Source organism: Microbacterium sp. K2 (assembly GCF_051365005.1).
GTDB lineage: Bacteria > Actinomycetota > Actinomycetes > Actinomycetales > Microbacteriaceae > Microbacterium > Microbacterium foliorum_B.
Genome location: NZ_JBLWII010000001.1, coordinates 1,596,918 through 1,611,580, shown reverse-complemented (window position 1 = coordinate 1,611,580; position 14,663 = coordinate 1,596,918). Strand labels below are relative to the sequence as shown.

At 69.3% G+C, this 14,663-nt stretch carries 12 protein-coding genes; 7 read left to right on the top strand and 5 right to left on the bottom strand.

Going from position 1 to position 14,663, the window contains the following annotated elements; translation table 11 throughout:
* Together ACLKOY_RS07925 and ACLKOY_RS07920 are read left to right on the top strand one after the other, a co-directional pair.
* Positions 1-1,680, top strand: coding sequence for an ABC transporter ATP-binding protein/permease (locus ACLKOY_RS07925; RefSeq protein ID WP_436453135.1), 1,680 nt, complete (start codon positions 1-3; stop codon positions 1,678-1,680).
* Entirely contained in the window at positions 1,677-3,335 is a 1,659-nt protein-coding gene (locus ACLKOY_RS07920; protein WP_436453134.1) for an ABC transporter ATP-binding protein, read from the top strand. The genes ACLKOY_RS07925 and ACLKOY_RS07920 overlap by 4 nt, the downstream gene beginning before the upstream one ends.
* On the opposite strand, the gene ACLKOY_RS07915 is transcribed toward ACLKOY_RS07920, so the two are convergent.
* Positions 3,301-3,978: a LuxR C-terminal-related transcriptional regulator gene (locus ACLKOY_RS07915; RefSeq protein ID WP_436453133.1), complete on the bottom strand. Its 678-nt coding sequence runs from the start codon at positions 3,976-3,978 to the stop codon at positions 3,301-3,303. The genes ACLKOY_RS07920 and ACLKOY_RS07915 overlap by 35 nt on opposite strands.
* A complete protein-coding gene (locus tag ACLKOY_RS07910; protein WP_436453132.1) occupies positions 3,953-5,245 on the bottom strand; it encodes an ATP-binding protein in 1,293 nt (430 codons plus the stop codon). The genes ACLKOY_RS07915 and ACLKOY_RS07910 overlap by 26 nt, the downstream gene beginning before the upstream one ends.
* A gap of 114 nt (positions 5,246-5,359) precedes the next feature.
* Here ACLKOY_RS07910 and ACLKOY_RS07905 point away from each other — a divergent pair, with 114 nt between their 5' ends.
* Positions 5,360-6,898 (top strand): PspC domain-containing protein, encoded by a 1,539-nt coding sequence (locus ACLKOY_RS07905; protein ID WP_436453131.1) that lies wholly within the window; start codon positions 5,360-5,362, stop codon positions 6,896-6,898.
* A complete protein-coding gene (locus ACLKOY_RS07900; protein ID WP_436453130.1) occupies positions 6,895-7,260 on the top strand; it encodes a hypothetical protein in 366 nt (121 codons plus the stop codon). Before ACLKOY_RS07905 ends, ACLKOY_RS07900 begins: the two co-directional genes overlap by 4 nt.
* Before the next feature lie 116 nt (positions 7,261-7,376).
* Here the strand turns inward: ACLKOY_RS07900 and ACLKOY_RS07895 are convergent, their stop codons facing one another.
* The 3 genes from ACLKOY_RS07895 to ACLKOY_RS07885 are packed head-to-tail and all read right to left on the bottom strand — an operon-like array spanning position 7,377 to position 11,310.
* Positions 7,377-8,597, bottom strand: coding sequence for an acyl-CoA dehydrogenase family protein (locus ACLKOY_RS07895; RefSeq protein ID WP_436453129.1), 1,221 nt, complete (start codon positions 8,595-8,597; stop codon positions 7,377-7,379).
* Positions 8,597-9,823, bottom strand: a complete 1,227-nt coding sequence (locus tag ACLKOY_RS07890; protein ID WP_436453128.1) for an acyl-CoA dehydrogenase family protein — start codon at positions 9,821-9,823, stop codon at positions 8,597-8,599. Before ACLKOY_RS07890 ends, ACLKOY_RS07895 begins: the two co-directional genes overlap by 1 nt.
* The gene (locus ACLKOY_RS07885) at positions 9,820-11,310 is read right to left on the bottom strand and encodes an LLM class flavin-dependent oxidoreductase (RefSeq protein ID WP_436453127.1); all 1,491 of its coding nucleotides are present in this window, start codon (positions 11,308-11,310) and stop codon (positions 9,820-9,822) included. The genes ACLKOY_RS07890 and ACLKOY_RS07885 overlap by 4 nt, the downstream gene beginning before the upstream one ends.
* 180 nt (positions 11,311-11,490) lie before the next feature.
* Here ACLKOY_RS07885 and ACLKOY_RS07880 point away from each other — a divergent pair, with 180 nt between their 5' ends.
* From ACLKOY_RS07880 to ACLKOY_RS07870, 3 genes are read left to right on the top strand one after another with little or no spacing between them, the layout of a single operon-like run.
* Positions 11,491-12,831: an ABC transporter substrate-binding protein gene (locus ACLKOY_RS07880; RefSeq protein WP_436453126.1), complete on the top strand. Its 1,341-nt coding sequence runs from the start codon at positions 11,491-11,493 to the stop codon at positions 12,829-12,831.
* Positions 12,824-13,735 (top strand): carbohydrate ABC transporter permease, encoded by a 912-nt coding sequence (locus ACLKOY_RS07875; protein WP_436453125.1) that lies wholly within the window; start codon positions 12,824-12,826, stop codon positions 13,733-13,735. The genes ACLKOY_RS07880 and ACLKOY_RS07875 overlap by 8 nt, the downstream gene beginning before the upstream one ends.
* Positions 13,728-14,546, top strand: a complete 819-nt coding sequence (locus tag ACLKOY_RS07870) for a carbohydrate ABC transporter permease (RefSeq protein ID WP_436453124.1) — start codon at positions 13,728-13,730, stop codon at positions 14,544-14,546. The genes ACLKOY_RS07875 and ACLKOY_RS07870 overlap by 8 nt, the downstream gene beginning before the upstream one ends.
* The last annotated feature ends 117 nt before the right edge of the window (positions 14,547-14,663 follow it).

Genomic DNA, 14,663 nt, shown 5'->3' with positions numbered 1-14,663 from the left:
ATGATCCACCGACGACTCCTGCAGCTCGCCGGCGCCGTGCCCCGCGCGATCCTCGCGCTCGCCGCCGTCGGGCTGCTCGTATCCGCGCTCCATGTCGTGTTCGCGCTCGCGGTGTCGTCGGTGATCGTGGAGCTCGTGCGGGAGAGCGGCGACGTGCTGCCGCTCCTGGTGCTGCTGGCCGGGGTGACGCTTCTGCGCGGGGTGGCGCTCTGGGCGCGAGAGCCCATCGCCGTCCGCGTCGGCGCGTCTGTGCGCATCGCGCTGCGCCGGCGGCTCCTCGGTCAGCTCGCAGCCGTATCGGCCACCGAGCGAGATTCGGGTGCGCTGACAGCGACGGTGATAGACGGTGTCGACGGTCTCGATGCTTACTACACGCGCTATCTTCCCCAGCTTCTGGTCGTGCTCATCGTGCCGGCCGGCGTGGTCGTCATCGCAGCGACGGTGTCTCCGTCGGCCGGACTCGCCCTCGCTGCCTCCGTCGCAGTCGCCGTGATCGCTCCTCGCGCATGGGATGCGCTGCTGTTGCGCAACGGCCGCGCTCGGTGGGAGCGGTTCAGCCGGCTCTCCTCCGATTACGTCGAGGCACTGCAGAACATCCCGCTGTTGCGCGCATTCGGTGCTTCGGGGCGCACCGCAGAGCGACTCGCGGTCGACGCCGAGGGGCTGCGCCGTTCGACCATGACCCAGCTGCGACTGTCTCTGGTCGAGACCGCGGTCAGCGCGCTGGCGATGCACCTGGGGGTCGTTCTCGCGGTGTTCGCGGCGTTCAGGGCAGTGAGCGACGGCAGCGCGTCCGCTGCGACGATCCTCAGTGTCCTGCTCCTGGCTCGTGAGTGCTTTCGACCGGTGCAGGATCTCGGTGCGCAATGGCATGCCGGGTATCTCGGCCTCAGTGCCGTCGACGGCCTCGACCGTCTGCTCTCCCTCACGCCCGCGATCAGGGAGAACGGCACATGCGACGAATCTGCCCGCGGTGGACGAGTCGACATCGATGACGTCGGCTTTCGCTATCCCGACACGGACAGTGGGCTGCGGGAATTCGATCTGCACATCGGCGGCGGGCGGACTCTCGCAGTGCTGGGCACATCCGGGTCGGGGAAGAGCACGCTCGCCCGACTGCTCGACCGCGAGGTGGACCCGGACTCGGGACGGATCCGCGTAGACGGAGTCGATCTTCGCGAGTACACGTCCGGGGCGCGCAGCAGAACCGTCGTGGTGGTGCCGCAGGACCCTGTGCTGTTCGCCTGGACGGTGCGCGACAATCTGAGGCTGTACCGGCCCGACGCCGGTGACGCAGAGATCGTCTCGGCCGCGCGGGCGGCGGACATCCACGACGTCATCGTAGCGCTGCCCGACGGCTACGACACCGTGCTCGCCGAGAACGGCGAGCAGCTCTCGGGCGGGCAACGGCAGCGCCTCGCGATCGCTCGGGCCCTGCTGTCGTCGGCGCCTCTGCTCGTGCTCGACGAGGTGACCTCGGCTCTCGATGTCGACACCGAGCAGCGGGTCATCGACGGCGTCGCGGCGGCGGCATCCGATCGCACGATCATCCTGATCGCTCATCGTGAGAGTGCGTGCGGGCATGCCGACCAGTGGATCGTGCTGCAGGGCGGCCGACTCCGGGCGCGCGGTGACGGGCCGCCGCCGGTCGGCGTGGTCGCCGGACAGGGCGTGCGATGAAGACGGTCCTTCGAATGCTGCCCATCGTGGCATCGCGCCGCGGGCTCTTCATCGAGACCGTGCTGTGGAGCGTGGTCACGCAGGCGACATTGCTGGCGATCGCCCTGGGCCTGGCCGTCGTGGTGGGACGAGTCGTCGCAGACGAACCGGTTGCGAGCTTCATCTTCCCCGTCTTGATAGGCCTCGGAGTGATCGCCGCGCTGACGGCGTGGCGGGAATCCTGGGTCTCGCATGATCTGGCCTACCGGATCATCGGGGATCTGCGGTCGCGCGTGTTCGATGCGCTCCGACACGCCTTGCCGATGCGCTCCCGCCGTCGCCGCACGGGAGACCTCGCGACCACCGTGATGGGTGACATCGAGACTCTTGAGTGGCTCTACGCCCACACCGCGGCGCAGACCCTGAGCGCATTGCTCATCCTCTCGGCGAGCGTAACGGTGTCCTCGACGATCAGTCCGCTGCTGCTGTGGGTATGGCCCCCGCTGCTCGTCGTCGGCGTCGTGGTCCCGCTGATCACCGCTCGACGTGCTCGACGCGACAGCGACGCCATGGCCGCCGGCGCAGCCACGCTTCGTGCCGATCTGCTCGACAGTGTGCGCGGCCTTCGCGAGCTGCTCGGTGCCGACGCTTTCGAGGTCCAAGCCGATCGACTCGCTGCCGACACGAGAGCGCTGGCCCGACTGCAAGTGCGCGAAGCCGCGCGTGTGGGGGCGGAGCGCAGTGTCGCCGATGCGACCCTCGCTTTCGCGACGCTGGGAGCGATCCTCGTCGTGATCCTCGACAGCTCCGCGATCGCTCCGGCCGAGATTCCGCTGGCGGTCACCGTCGCGGTCGCCGGCCTCGCTCCTGCTTCGCAGATCGCCGATCTCCTCCGCAGCGCCGGGACGCTTCGCGCGGCGGCGGAGCGCATCTCCGGGGTGCTCGAGGAGCCGCCTGCCGTCGCCGATCGGGCGGCGCGGTCCAGCACCTTGCCCGAGTCGGGACTCGTGTTCGATCGAGTCTCTTTCTCCTACGACGAGCGACGCAGAGTGCTCGATGAGATGAGCCTGCATGTGCGCCGCGGCGAGACTGTCGCACTCACCGGCCCGTCCGGTGCAGGCAAGTCCACGGCAGTCCGGCTCGCTCAGCGCCTCTGGGATCCCGACACGGGAAGCATCCGAATCGACGGCGTCGATCTGCGCGATCTGCCCGACGATGCACTCAGATCCCGCATCGCGGTGGTCCCGCAGTCGTCGCCGGTGCTGCGCGGAACGATTCGCTCGAACATCCTCCTCGGCGACCCTGAGGCGACAGACGGCATGATCGACACCGCTGCGCGGGCGGCTGGCCTCCTGCATCCGGAGACTCTTCTGCCCCTGGGGCTCGATACCCCGGTGGGGGAGCACGGTTCGGGGCTGTCCGGAGGGCAGCGCGCCCGTGTCGCGATAGCCCGGGCGCTCCTGCGTGACCCGCGCGTGCTCGTGCTCGACGAGGCGACGGCGTCATTGGACCCTGAGGCCGACGCGGCGATCATGGAGATCCTGAATCGCGTCGATGATCGGGCGGTACTGCTCGTCTCTCATCGCCCGGCGACGATCCGGGCAGCGGACCGGGTGGTGTCGCACGGCGAAGAGCTGCCCGCTAGAGCAGTCGGCGCTGCGATGCCCAGACCGTGAGCTCGTGGCGCGACGACAGCTGCAGCTTCCTCAGCACCGATGAGACGTGCGTCTCGACCGTCTTGATCGAGATGAACAGCTCGGCGGCCACCTCCTTGTATGCGTAACCCCGGGCGATCAGCCGCATCACCTCCTGCTCGCGCGCCGACAGTCGGTCGAGTTCGTCGGTCGTCGTGGCGATCTCGCCGGCGACAGCGCCGAACGCATCGAGCACGAACCCGGCAAGCCGCGGCGAGAACACCGCATCCCCGCCCGCGACGGCGTGCACTGCGCGGCTGACCTCCCCGCCCGATGAGCCCTTCGTGATGTAGCCGCGCGCGCCAGCGCGAATCACTCGCACGACGTCGGCCGCGGCATCCGACACGCTCAGGGCCAGGAACCGGGCCGTCGTCGGCAGCGAGCCGCGGATCACCGACTCGCCGCCGGTGGAGTCGTCGCCGCTGCCACCGGGAAGGTGCACGTCGAGGAGCACGACATCGGGCACGGTCTCGCTGATCATCGCGATGGCGGACGGTACGTCGGCCGCCTCGCCGACCACCTCGACGCTCGCGTCGAGATCGGCGCGGAGCCCCGAGCGGAAGATCGAGTGGTCGTCGACGATCACGATCCGGATGCTGTCAACCACGACCGTCCTCGCCTTCATCGGTGTTCGCCTGCGCGTTCGGCACCTGCGCGTTCGCCGCTCCCCGGGGCGCGGTCGACAGTCGCAGATGCACCTCGGTGCCGCTCTCGTCGCTGCGCACGGTGCCTGAGCCCCCGGCTCTGCGCATCCGACCGATGATCGATTCCCGCACGCCCAGGCGGTCGCTCGGCACGTCGTCGAGTCGGAAGCCGCGGCCCCGATCGCGCACGAACACGTCGACGTCGGTCGTGGTGCCCTCGATGTAGACCGAGACCTCGCCCGTCGCGTGCCGTGCTGCGTTCAGCATCGCCTCTCGCGCCGCCGCGGCGAGTTCTCCGCTCGCGCGCTCCGTGGAGAGGCCGGCCGAGACCACCTCGATCCGCACCGGGTAGTCGAGCTCGAGGCCCCCGGCGTAGTCGCGCAGGTCGGTCGCCAGATCGCTGTCGGCCGGGGCGTCGCCGTCATACAGCCAGGCGCGCAGCTCACGCTCCTGCGCTCTCGCGAGCCGAGCCGCCTCGCTCGATGCTCCCGCCCTGTTCTGGATCAGCGCGAGAGTCTGCAGCACAGAGTCATGCAGGTGGGCGGCCATCTCACTCCGCTGCTCCTCACGGATGCGTCGCACACGTTCGCCCGCCAGGTCGCGCCACCGTGGGATCATGGTCGACAGCAGCACGGCGAGGATCCCTGCGAGCGGGATCAGCACGAGTGCGACACCGGTGCTGCTGACCGGCCGGGTCAGGAGCAGACCGAACAGCATCGCGAGGAGTGCGACCGAGAGGATCCGGACCAGCATCGTGTGACGAGGACCGCGGGCGGTGTCGGTGCGATCGATCAGGGTCGCCCACAGCCCGGCCCCGGTCGCCGCTCCCACGGTGCCGAACACGACCACGGCTGCTGCATCAGGTGGAATCGTTCCCGAGAGCCAGTCGCTGCCTCCGCGCCAGAACAGCACGATGAGCATGCCGACGGCTGCCGGTGCGAGCAGCATCCAGGCCACCGGCACCCGTCGCGTCGGGGTGTCATCGCCGTCTGTCCAGGGAGTGAAAGCCCAGCACCAGGCGTAGAGCAGGACGCCGGCCCCGCCGCACACCGTGAGAGCGATGAAGAGCGCGCGGACCATCCACACCCGCACACCCAGGTGACGGGCGAGACCGGCGCTGACACCCGCGACCAGGCAGTCGCGGTCGCGCGTCAGGGCCGGACGAGGCTCGTGCCGGGGGTCTTCTCCTGCTCGCGGCGACACGGCGGTGCGAACGGATCGCGCAGAGGCGGTCGCGGAAGAGGACATGTCGCCATCCAATCATCCGTCGCGCGGATCCGGGGCCTCCCCGGGCGAGAATCAGGGGCCGCTCAGGGGTTCACCCCATGGCAGGGACCCGACCGGGGGAGACAGGATTGACGCATGACGATTCCGACTGCGCCACCGCCTCCCGCCGACCAGGCCGCCCCGCCGAGGCCGGCCGTTCCGCACGGCGCCGAGCGCTTCCTCCTGTGGGTCGCCGGTCTCGGCGTCGCGCGCTCCGACGGCTGGCTCGGCGGGGTCGCCGCCGGCATCGCGGCCCGGTTGCGGATCGACCCGCTGATCGTGCGCGGCGTGCTCGTGGTGGCAGCGCTCTTCGGCCTGCCGGTCATCTTCCTCTACGCCCTGGCGTGGGCGCTGCTGCCGGATCTCGACGGCCGGGTCCACGTCCGCGACCTGCTGCGTAGGGACTATCAGCCCGTGCAGCTCGGTCTTCTGGGCATGGCCATCGTGGGGCTGATTCCGACGGCTCCGCTCACCGGACGCCTGTTCGGGTTCGGATACGAGAGCTGGTCGGCGCTGGCAGTGTTCAGCTGGATCGTCGGGCTGGTCGTCGTGGGCGGCCTGCTCTTCTTGATCGTGCGTGCTGCGAGCCGCACCCCGGGTGCTTCCGCGCCTGATCTGCCGGTGGGTTCCGCAGACCAGGCGGCCCCGGCGGCATCCGTTCCCCTCGGCGGTTCGGGTACCGCCGAGGGGACGGATGCCACATCCGCAGATGCTGAGTACACCGCGCCCGCTGCCTTCGCCGACGACGTCCCGCCTGCTCCTCCCGCGCCGCTGCCGTCCGGGGCGCAGGACCCCGCCGAGGTCGCCGCGTGGCGGACCCAGCACCGGGCGTGGAAAGAGCAGGATCAGGCGTGGCGCCGGCGGCAGCAGGATGCCGAACGCATGGCCCGCGACGAGGTCAGACGCGAGCGTCAGGCGGAAGCCGCGGTGTTCGCCGCCGAGGCCGCGGAACGCCGTCGCATTCGTCGCGCCTCCCGTCCGCGCGCCGGCTTCGCGATCGTCGCCTCAGTGCTCGGTCTCGCCATCGTGGTCGGCGCCCTGGTCGGGCTCGGCAGCGGCGACGCCGCCGTCGGGGGTGCCCTCGGCCTGCTGTCGGCGGCGCTGGTGCTCGCGATCGGAATGATCGTGGCAGGTGCCCTCCGACGGCGCAGCGGCTTCCTCGCCTTCACGACCGTGCTGACGCTCGTCGCCGGACTTGTGGCGGGCGGGTTCTCGGCCTTCCAGGGCGTGAGCGTCGGGTGGGCGTCGATCTCGAACAACGAGGCGGCGCACGTGCGCCAACCGTTCGGCGACCTCTACATCTCACTCAACCAGCACCGGGACGCTCCGCGCCCGATCGTCGTGGAGAAGGGCGCCGGTACCACCTGGATCTCGGTCGATCCCGGTGTGCAGCTGCAGCTGCGGGCGACCGTCGGAACCACCGACGTCAGCTGGACGCGCGTCGAGGCCGACACCGGCACCATCGTCGACAGCGGCACATGGACGGCGACGGAACGCGGCGGCGACTCGGTCGTGGCCGAGGCGATCTCGGCTGAGAACGCACCGACGACGACCGTGCAGCGCGTGACCATCGATCAGGACAGCGGCGAGATCAACATCACCCTCATCGAGGCTGAGGAAGAGGACGAACGATGAGCACTCAGACGACCACCGAAGCGGCGACAGCAGCGGCGACCGCGGCATCCGCACCCCACACCGAAGCGGTCACCCCGCCGCGCACACGCTGGGCGGCCATCGTCTGGGGCGTCCTGTTCGCCGCCATGGCGGCGACCTCGCTCTGGCTGATCGCCGACGACGACCGCCGCTCGGGCGTCGCCGACTGGGCGCTCACCCTCACGCCCGTCACGATCAGCACTCTGATGATCCTGACCATCGGCGTGCTCGTGCTCGTCACCGGTGCATCCGCAGTGCTCCGGACAGTGCAGCGCCGAGCGGTGCCGCGCCGGACGAGCGCCAGCATCGCGCGGCATTCCGTCGACGATCTTCCCATCGAGTAGCTCGAGGGGCGTGGTACACGAGGTGCCCGGCTCATGCGGCTTCGGCCGGAGAACCGGGTGCCTGTGTCGTTCCCTCCGTCTCGAGACGGGCGACGTGGGCGGCTTCGGTGAACGTCTCAGTGCTCGGCCGCACTCGCCTCCAGAACCTTCGCCTGCCCGACCGACCAGACGAACTCGGGCGTCCGGCCGTTGACGGCGTGGTCGCCGAGCTGTCGGGCCTTGAAGATCCACGGGTTGTGGGATGACACCGTGCGGGCGTTCCGCCAGTGGCGATCGAGAGCGGTGCCCGACCGCACGGCAGAGGCGCCGAGCGTGTCGAACAGGCGAGAGGCGGCGCGGGGTACCAGATCGGTGAGCACGATCTGCGCCTGCGCGGAGCGGAGTTCGGCCGTGATCACGGCATCCTCTGTCTCCGGCGTGCCTAGCACGTCTGCTGCATGCTGCACAGCTCGCGCGACGTCGAGCACGAGAGCCCTGGCTGTCGCACTCGTCGCCGTCAGCTCTCCGACGATCTGCAGGATCTGAGGGTCGTCGGCCACTCGTTCGGCGCTGCCGTGGCTGTAGGTGCGAGTGCGTGCCCGCACCTGAGCAACGGTGTCGCGTTCGATCGCGGAGGCGATCCCGGCCAGCACCGACAGCAGCGTGAGCTGATAGACCGCTGTCTGGAAGGGAAACCGTGACGTGAACGGCTCGACGTCGTCATCGTCGACCGAGGCGTCCGTGAAGACAGCCGTGCCGGTGCCCGTCAAAGGCTGCCCGAAGCCGTCCCAGTCATCGGAGATCTCCACTCCGTTCTGATGCCTGCGGATCAGGGCGGTGACGGTCGTGCCGTCGAGATCGACGGTCGCGTCGATCCACTCCGCGAAGATGCTGCCCGTCGTGTAGAACTTGCGACCGTCGACGCGCCAGCTGCCATCGGCGCGCCGGGTCACGCGCGTCGCATTCGTCCCTACGGCGGCGGCACCGTTCTCCGACCACGCGTTGCCGACCAGCTCTCCGTCGGCGATGCGCTCGAGCCAGCGGGAGCGCCGCTCGCTCGGCGTCGCAGCCAGGATGTGCTCCACGTATGCGATGTGGCCACGGAAGATCTGCGGCAGGTTCGAGTCGGCCGCGGCGAGCTCGATCAGCACCTCGGCGAAGGATTCCCAGTCCAGCCCGAAACCGCCGTGCTCGATCGGCAGCCGGAGCCGACCGAAGCCGGCTGCGCGAAGGGCGGCGACCTCGGCGAACGGCAGCTCGTGATCCTTCTCCCGTGCGACTGTGCCCGCCGCGATCTCTGCGAAGATCGGGCGCAAGCGCTCCCGCGCGGCGTCGAGCCGCCGCGTCTGCTCACCCATCAGGTGTACAGCGAGATCGGCTGGAGCTCGCCGTTCAGTGTCCACGCGCCGACCTCGAGCTTCTTGTAGTCGATCGGATCGTGCAGCGAGTGCGTGCGGATGTTCCTCCAGAACAGGTCCAGCCCGACATCCGCACGCGCGGAACTCGAGCCGGTGATCTCGAAGATCCTGTTCGCGACCTCGATGCCGACCTCGGTCGAGACGACCTTGACCTTGGCGATCTCGATGGCCAGCTCCCCTCGGCGCGCCGCCGTGACCCCGTCTCCCTCATCCACGACCTCGTCGAAGAGACGCCCGGCGCGGTCCGCCAGCGCCTCGACCGCCGCGATCCGCGAAGAGAACTCGCCCACGACGCGCTGCACGAACGGGTCGTCGCGGTACGAGTCGGCCTGGCTGAGGAACCAGGCGCGCGGGCGCGCACGGACGATGTCGAGTCCCCGGGCGAGTGCTCCCTCGGCGACACCGAGGTAAAGGTTTCCGAAGGCGAGCTGGATGCCTGGCGTGATCAGCGTCGAGAAGGGCTCGTCCCCGAGTTCGCCGAGCACGTCGTCGGCAGAGACGCGCACGTCTTCGAAGCGGACGGACCCGCTCGCCGACAGCCGCTGTCCCAGTGCATCCCAGTCGCCGAGATATCGGATGCCGTCGCGGTCGTGGTCCAGCACGACGAACAGCACCTGACCGTCGCGCTCGCCGCCGCGCACGAGTGCGGCCGCCAGCACGACGTCGCCGGCCGAGGCGCCGGTCGAGAAGCGCTTGAGACCGTTGAGCCGATACCCCTCGCCGTCGACGGTCAGTTCGAGGTCGGGGTCGGTCGGGTTCACGGAGTCGCCCCACACCCATCGGCCCTCTGTGGTCTTGCGGTGCCATTTCTCCTGCACCGACGGGTCGGCTGCGAAGCCGATGTTGCCCGAGTTGATGTAGTGGTACGCGAGAACCTGGGCGACCGACGCATCGGCGCGCGACAGGACGCGGATGACGAGGAAGGCCGTCTCCCAGTGCGCGCCGCCACCCCCGAACTCGGCCGGCTGCAGAAGCGTCACCAGCCCCGCATCGCGGAGCAGGTCGAGCTCGACCGTCGGGTCCTGGTTCGCTCGGTCGCGCTGCAGCGCATCGCTCTCGAGCTCGGCGGCGACGCGCTCGGCGATGGCGCGCCAGTGCGCGCGCTCTTCGGCATCCGCCGTTCCCGTCCATCGGCTGCGGTGGGTGGTCTCTGCGATGACGCTCATCGGGCGCCCTCCTTCTCGGTGAGTTCTGTCAGGTCGTCGACTTCCGCCGAAACGGAAGCGGAAGCGGCATCCACCAGCGGCCCGCCGAGCGTTCCGTCCAGGGCAGACGCGCCGCCCGCGTACGCGCCGCGGTAGGCGTGCGCCGGATGCCACTCCGGCACCACGGGGGAGCCGTCGCCGCTGAGTCGTCCGCGCAGCGTGCCCTCGGGGTAGTCGTCCCAGGTGCGACCGCGGCGGCGGAGTTCGGGCACGAGGTGGTCCACGATGTCCTCGAACGACCCCGGTGTCACGACGTAGGCGATGTTGAAGCCGTCGACACCGCCGACCTCGACCCATCGTTCGAGCTCGTCCGCCACGGTCTGCGGGCTGCCCACGATGACGGGACCGATGCCGCCGATACCGACGTAGTGGGCGATGTCGCGAGGCGTCCACTTGCGCTCAGGGTCGGCCTTGGTGAAGACCGAGAGGGCCGATCGCCCGGCGTCCGTGTCGACGTACTCGAGCGGGACGTCGGGGTCGTACTGCGACAGGTCGAGTCCCGTCCATCCGGCATAGAGCGCCAGCGCGCCCTCGACCGAGACGTAGCGGCGATAGTCGTCGAGCTGGGCCTGCGCCTCTTCGTCGGTCGCCGCGACGACGACCGTGACGAGGGTGAGGATCTTGACCGAATCGCGCGGACGCCCGAGGGCCTCGGCACGGTCGCGGATGTCATCCGTCACCGGACGCGTCGCCTCGGGACGCAGTCCGTTGATGAAGATCGCCTCGCCGTGCTTCGCGGCGAACTGACGTCCGCGCGGGGAGGCGCCCGCCTGGAACATCACGGGAGTGCGCTGCGGGCTGGGCTCGGCGAGGTGGATGCCGGGAACCCGATAGTGCCGCCCCTCGTGGCCGATCGGGTGCACACGCGACGCATCCGCGAAGACACCCGCCTCACGGTCGCGCAGCACGGCGGAGTCCTCCCACGAGCCCTCCCACAGCTTGTAGGTGACGTCGAGGAACTCCTCGGCGATCTCGTACCTGTCATCGTGCGCGATCTGCGTGTCGAGTCCGAGGTTGCGGGCCGCGGAGTCGAGGTAGCTCGTCACGACGTTCCACCCCACGCGGCCGCGGGTGAAGTGGTCGAGCGTCGAGAACCTGCGCGCCAGCGCGTACGGCTGCTCGTAGGTCGTGGCGACGGTCACCCCGAATCCGAGATGCTCGGTCGCGTGCGCCATGGCGGAGATCTGCACGACGGGGTCGCCGAGGGGAACCTGCGTCGCATCACCGAGCGCCGTGGCGGCCGAGTCACGATAGACGTCGTACGTCCCGAGCACGTCGGCGATGAAGATCGCATCGAACCTGCCCCGCTCGAGGGTCTTCGCGAGATCCACCCAGTAGTCGAGGTCGTGGTACCGATCGGCCCGATTGTCGGGGTGCCGCCAGAGTCCTGGAGCCTGGTGAGTCACGCAGGTCATGTCGAAGGCGTTCAGGATGATGCGGCGTGACATGGTGCTCCTCAGGAGATCGGGGACTTCGCGACCATAGCCACTCGAGCCGCGCCGCGACCCGCCGGATGACTCTTCGCGTCGCTCCACGACGAACTGTTACGTCAGCGATGCGGAGGCCCTGGTGCGGCTCCTAGCGTGAGCGCCGATCTGCTTCCCCGACCCGACGCCTGAGGAGCCCCCATGTCATTCCTTCCGAGCCGCCGCCGACGCCGCGTCCTTCTCGGCGCCGCCGCTCTGACAGCCGCGACCATCGCCGTCGCCGGCTGCGCGCCTCAGGCTCCTGAGTCCGGAGGGGCCGGCGCCGACGGGGACTTCTCCGGTCAGACGCTGAACGCGCTGCTCATCACTTCGCATGAGGGCGCGGGCAACTGGCTCAAGGAGCACTTCGAGGATGAGACCGGGGCCGAGGTGAATCTCACGATCGTGCCGTACGACGAGATCGGCTCGACCCTCGCTCTCGACCAGCAGTCGGGTGCGAACACGTTCGACGTCGCCGCTCCCTGGTACGTGTCGATCGGGGATCTCGCCGAAGGCGGCTCCATCCAGGACCTCACCGAGTGGATCGACGAGACGCCGGCGCTCGACACCGACGACTTCATCCCCTCGATCAACGACCCGTACACGCTGGTCGGCGACCGACGTTACGGCCTGCCCTTCGACGGCGACACCCACGTGCTCTTCTACAACAAGGAGATCCTCGAGCGGAACGGCATCACCGAGCCTCCCGCGACCTGGGACGAGTACCTGGCCGACGTGAAGACCATCACGGAGAACGAGGGCGATGAGGGCGTCTACGGGTCGGCGATCTTCGGCCAGAAGTCTCCGCTGATCCTCGGCGCGGCCTACGCGAACCGCCTGGCCGGCTTCGGCGGCGAGTTCGTCGATGACGACGGCAATCCCACGATCAACTCTCCGGAGGCTGTGGCAGCAGCCGAGGCGCTGGTGGATGCGGTGCCCTACGCCTTCCCGACAGCAGCTGAGACCGACTTCGGCGTCGGTAACGGCGCGTGGTACGACGGCAAGGTCGGCTTCATCGAGAACTGGACCGACCTGGGAGTGGGTTCGGAGACGAACCCCGATTCGAAGGTCGCGGGCAAGTGGGGCGTGACCACGTTGCCCGTCGGCGGCGAGAACACCGAGGCGCGCGCCTCGCTGGTGGCCGGCTTCACGTGGGTCATCGCGGCGAACACCGAGAAGACGGATCTCGCCAAGGCGTTCATCGAGTACGCCGCGTCGAGCGAGGTGAACTCGGAGCTGATCGTCGCCGACCCGCAGACGGGCATCGACCCGAACCGCGAGTCCTCGCTCGAGAGCGAGGCGTACGGCGAGACCTACCCCGACCTGCAGCGGGTCAATCGCACGACGCTCAGCGACTCGTTGGCCTGGCCCACCGGCGAGAACGCATCGCAGGCGGCGCAGATCCTCACCGACGAACTGGCGAAGCTCATCGCGGGCGAAGGCGGCAGCGCCCAGGAGACGCTCGACCGCGTGCAGGCCGAGTGGGAAGAGATCCTTGGCTGACGCCTCATCGATCCGTTCGCGGAGCGCCCGCCCCTCCGGCCGAGTGCCGAGACGGGCGGGTGCCTCCGCGCTGCTGCTCACGGCACCGACCATCCTGTCGATCGTCGTGCTCGGGGCGTATCCGCTTCTGTTCGTCCTCGCCGCGGCGTTCACCGACTCGACGCTCGGACGTCCCTTCCAGGAGTGGGTCGGGACGGCGAACCTCGAGACGATCCTCTCGGATGCCGACGTCGTCGCCTCCTTCGCGCGGACGGTCGTCTACGCGGTCGTCGTGGCCGTCGCGAGTGTCGTGCTGGGGGTCGCCATCGCGGTCGCGCTGGAGCGGGCGACCCGCTCGGGTGCGGTCGTGCGCACTCTGCTCCTGCTTCCGCTGATCACGCCGCCGGTGGTGGTGGGCACCCTGTGGAAGCTCGTGTTCAACCCGGGGGGCGGACTCCTCGCCACCGTGCTGCCCGGCATCTCGCTCGCACCGCTGTCGACGACGGCGTGGGCTCTGCCCGCGATCGGTCTCGCCGACGTCTGGCAGTGGACTCCGTTGATCGTGATCCTCGTGTATGCCGCACTGCTCGCGCAGGACGCTTCGGTGCGCGAGGCCGCGTCTCTCGATGGCGCCCACGGAATCGGCCTGTTCCGCAACATCACCTGGCCCGCGATCGCCGGCACGGTGCTGGCCGCACTCTTCATCCGGCTCGTCGTCGCGATGAAGGTCTTCGATCTCGTCTTCGTGATGACGTCGGGCGGGCCCGGACAGGCATCCACGGTGACCACCTACCTCATCCAGCAGGTCGCCCTGAAGGAGTTCGACATCGGTCGGGCATCCGCGATCACGATCGTCTTCGCCGTCATCGTCACGGCGGTGACTCTCGTGGTGGCGGTGCTCGCACGAAAGGCCCGACATGACTGATCGAACGAACCCTCCTCGTCCGGTCGCGAGCAGCGTGCTCTTCGTGGCGCTCGCCGCGACCCTGGTTCCGCTCGCCTACCTGCTGTCGGTGTCTCTGATGGGTCGGGATGAGACGGTCGCGGGTGAGCTGTGGAGCGCTGATCCGCAGTGGTCGAACTGGGGCGAGGTGATGGCCACCGACATCCCGCGTTCGATCCTCAACTCCCTGGCCGCGGCTCTCGGCGGCGCTGCCGTCTCACTGGTAATCGCCGTCCCCGGGGCCTGGGCCATCGTGCGTCACAACGCGGGTGGTCGCACGCTCGCAGCGACCCTGATGAGCCCGTGGCTGCTCCCGCCGATCGTCGCGGTGGTCCCGCTGCTGACACTCCTGCGATCGGTGGGGCTGAACAACACGCTCCTCGGGCTCACGCTCGTCTACGCCCTCGTCAACGTCCCCGTCGCCGTGTGGCTGCTGGAGGGCTTCATCCGCAGGCTCCCGGTGGAGATCGAGGAGGCAGCGCGTATCGACGGTGCAGGGACCCTCCGGATGCTGTGGTCGGTCGTCGTGCCGCTGCTGCTGCCGAGCCTCGTCGCGATCGGGATCATCGTCGCCATCCTCAACTACAACGAGTTCCTGCTCGCGACCTTCCTCACGCAGAGCGTGGATTCGCAGACCTTCCCGGTCGCGCTGTCGCTCTTCTACGGAGACCGCACGCCGCACTTCGGCAAGATCGCGGCCGCGTCGTTCATCGGCGTGATTCCGGTCTTCGCCGCCGCGGTGTTCTTCCAACGCTGGCTCGTGGGCGGGCTGACCGCCGGGGCCGTGCGCTGAGGCGGGGAGCGTGCACCTCCAGCAACCCATGCCGGTATATCGGAGCTGTATACCGGTTGCCGCGTAATCCCGGGGCAGTTTCCTGATCTCTTAGATGGGTCGCGACTGGGAGCGACT

Excerpts from the sequence above, each read along its gene's own strand:
- ACLKOY_RS07900 (WP_436453130.1), top strand. The coding sequence starts at position 6,895 with ATGAGCACTCAGACGACCACCGAAGCGGCGACAGCAGCGGCGACCGCG.
- ACLKOY_RS07895 (WP_436453129.1), bottom strand. The coding sequence starts at position 8,597 with ATGGGTGAGCAGACGCGGCGGCTCGACGCCGCGCGGGAGCGCTTGCGC.
- ACLKOY_RS07925 (WP_436453135.1), top strand. The coding sequence starts at position 1 with ATGATCCACCGACGACTCCTGCAGCTCGCCGGCGCCGTGCCCCGCGCG.
- ACLKOY_RS07890 (WP_436453128.1), bottom strand. The coding sequence starts at position 9,823 with ATGAGCGTCATCGCAGAGACCACCCACCGCAGCCGATGGACGGGAACG.
- ACLKOY_RS07910 (WP_436453132.1), bottom strand. The coding sequence starts at position 5,245 with ATGTCCTCTTCCGCGACCGCCTCTGCGCGATCCGTTCGCACCGCCGTG.
- ACLKOY_RS07880 (WP_436453126.1), top strand. The coding sequence starts at position 11,491 with ATGTCATTCCTTCCGAGCCGCCGCCGACGCCGCGTCCTTCTCGGCGCC.
- ACLKOY_RS07870 (WP_436453124.1), top strand. The coding sequence starts at position 13,728 with ATGACTGATCGAACGAACCCTCCTCGTCCGGTCGCGAGCAGCGTGCTC.
- ACLKOY_RS07905 (WP_436453131.1), top strand. The coding sequence starts at position 5,360 with ATGACGATTCCGACTGCGCCACCGCCTCCCGCCGACCAGGCCGCCCCG.
- ACLKOY_RS07915 (WP_436453133.1), bottom strand. The coding sequence starts at position 3,978 with ATGAAGGCGAGGACGGTCGTGGTTGACAGCATCCGGATCGTGATCGTC.
- ACLKOY_RS07920 (WP_436453134.1), top strand. The coding sequence starts at position 1,677 with ATGAAGACGGTCCTTCGAATGCTGCCCATCGTGGCATCGCGCCGCGGG.
- ACLKOY_RS07885 (WP_436453127.1), bottom strand. The coding sequence starts at position 11,310 with ATGTCACGCCGCATCATCCTGAACGCCTTCGACATGACCTGCGTGACT.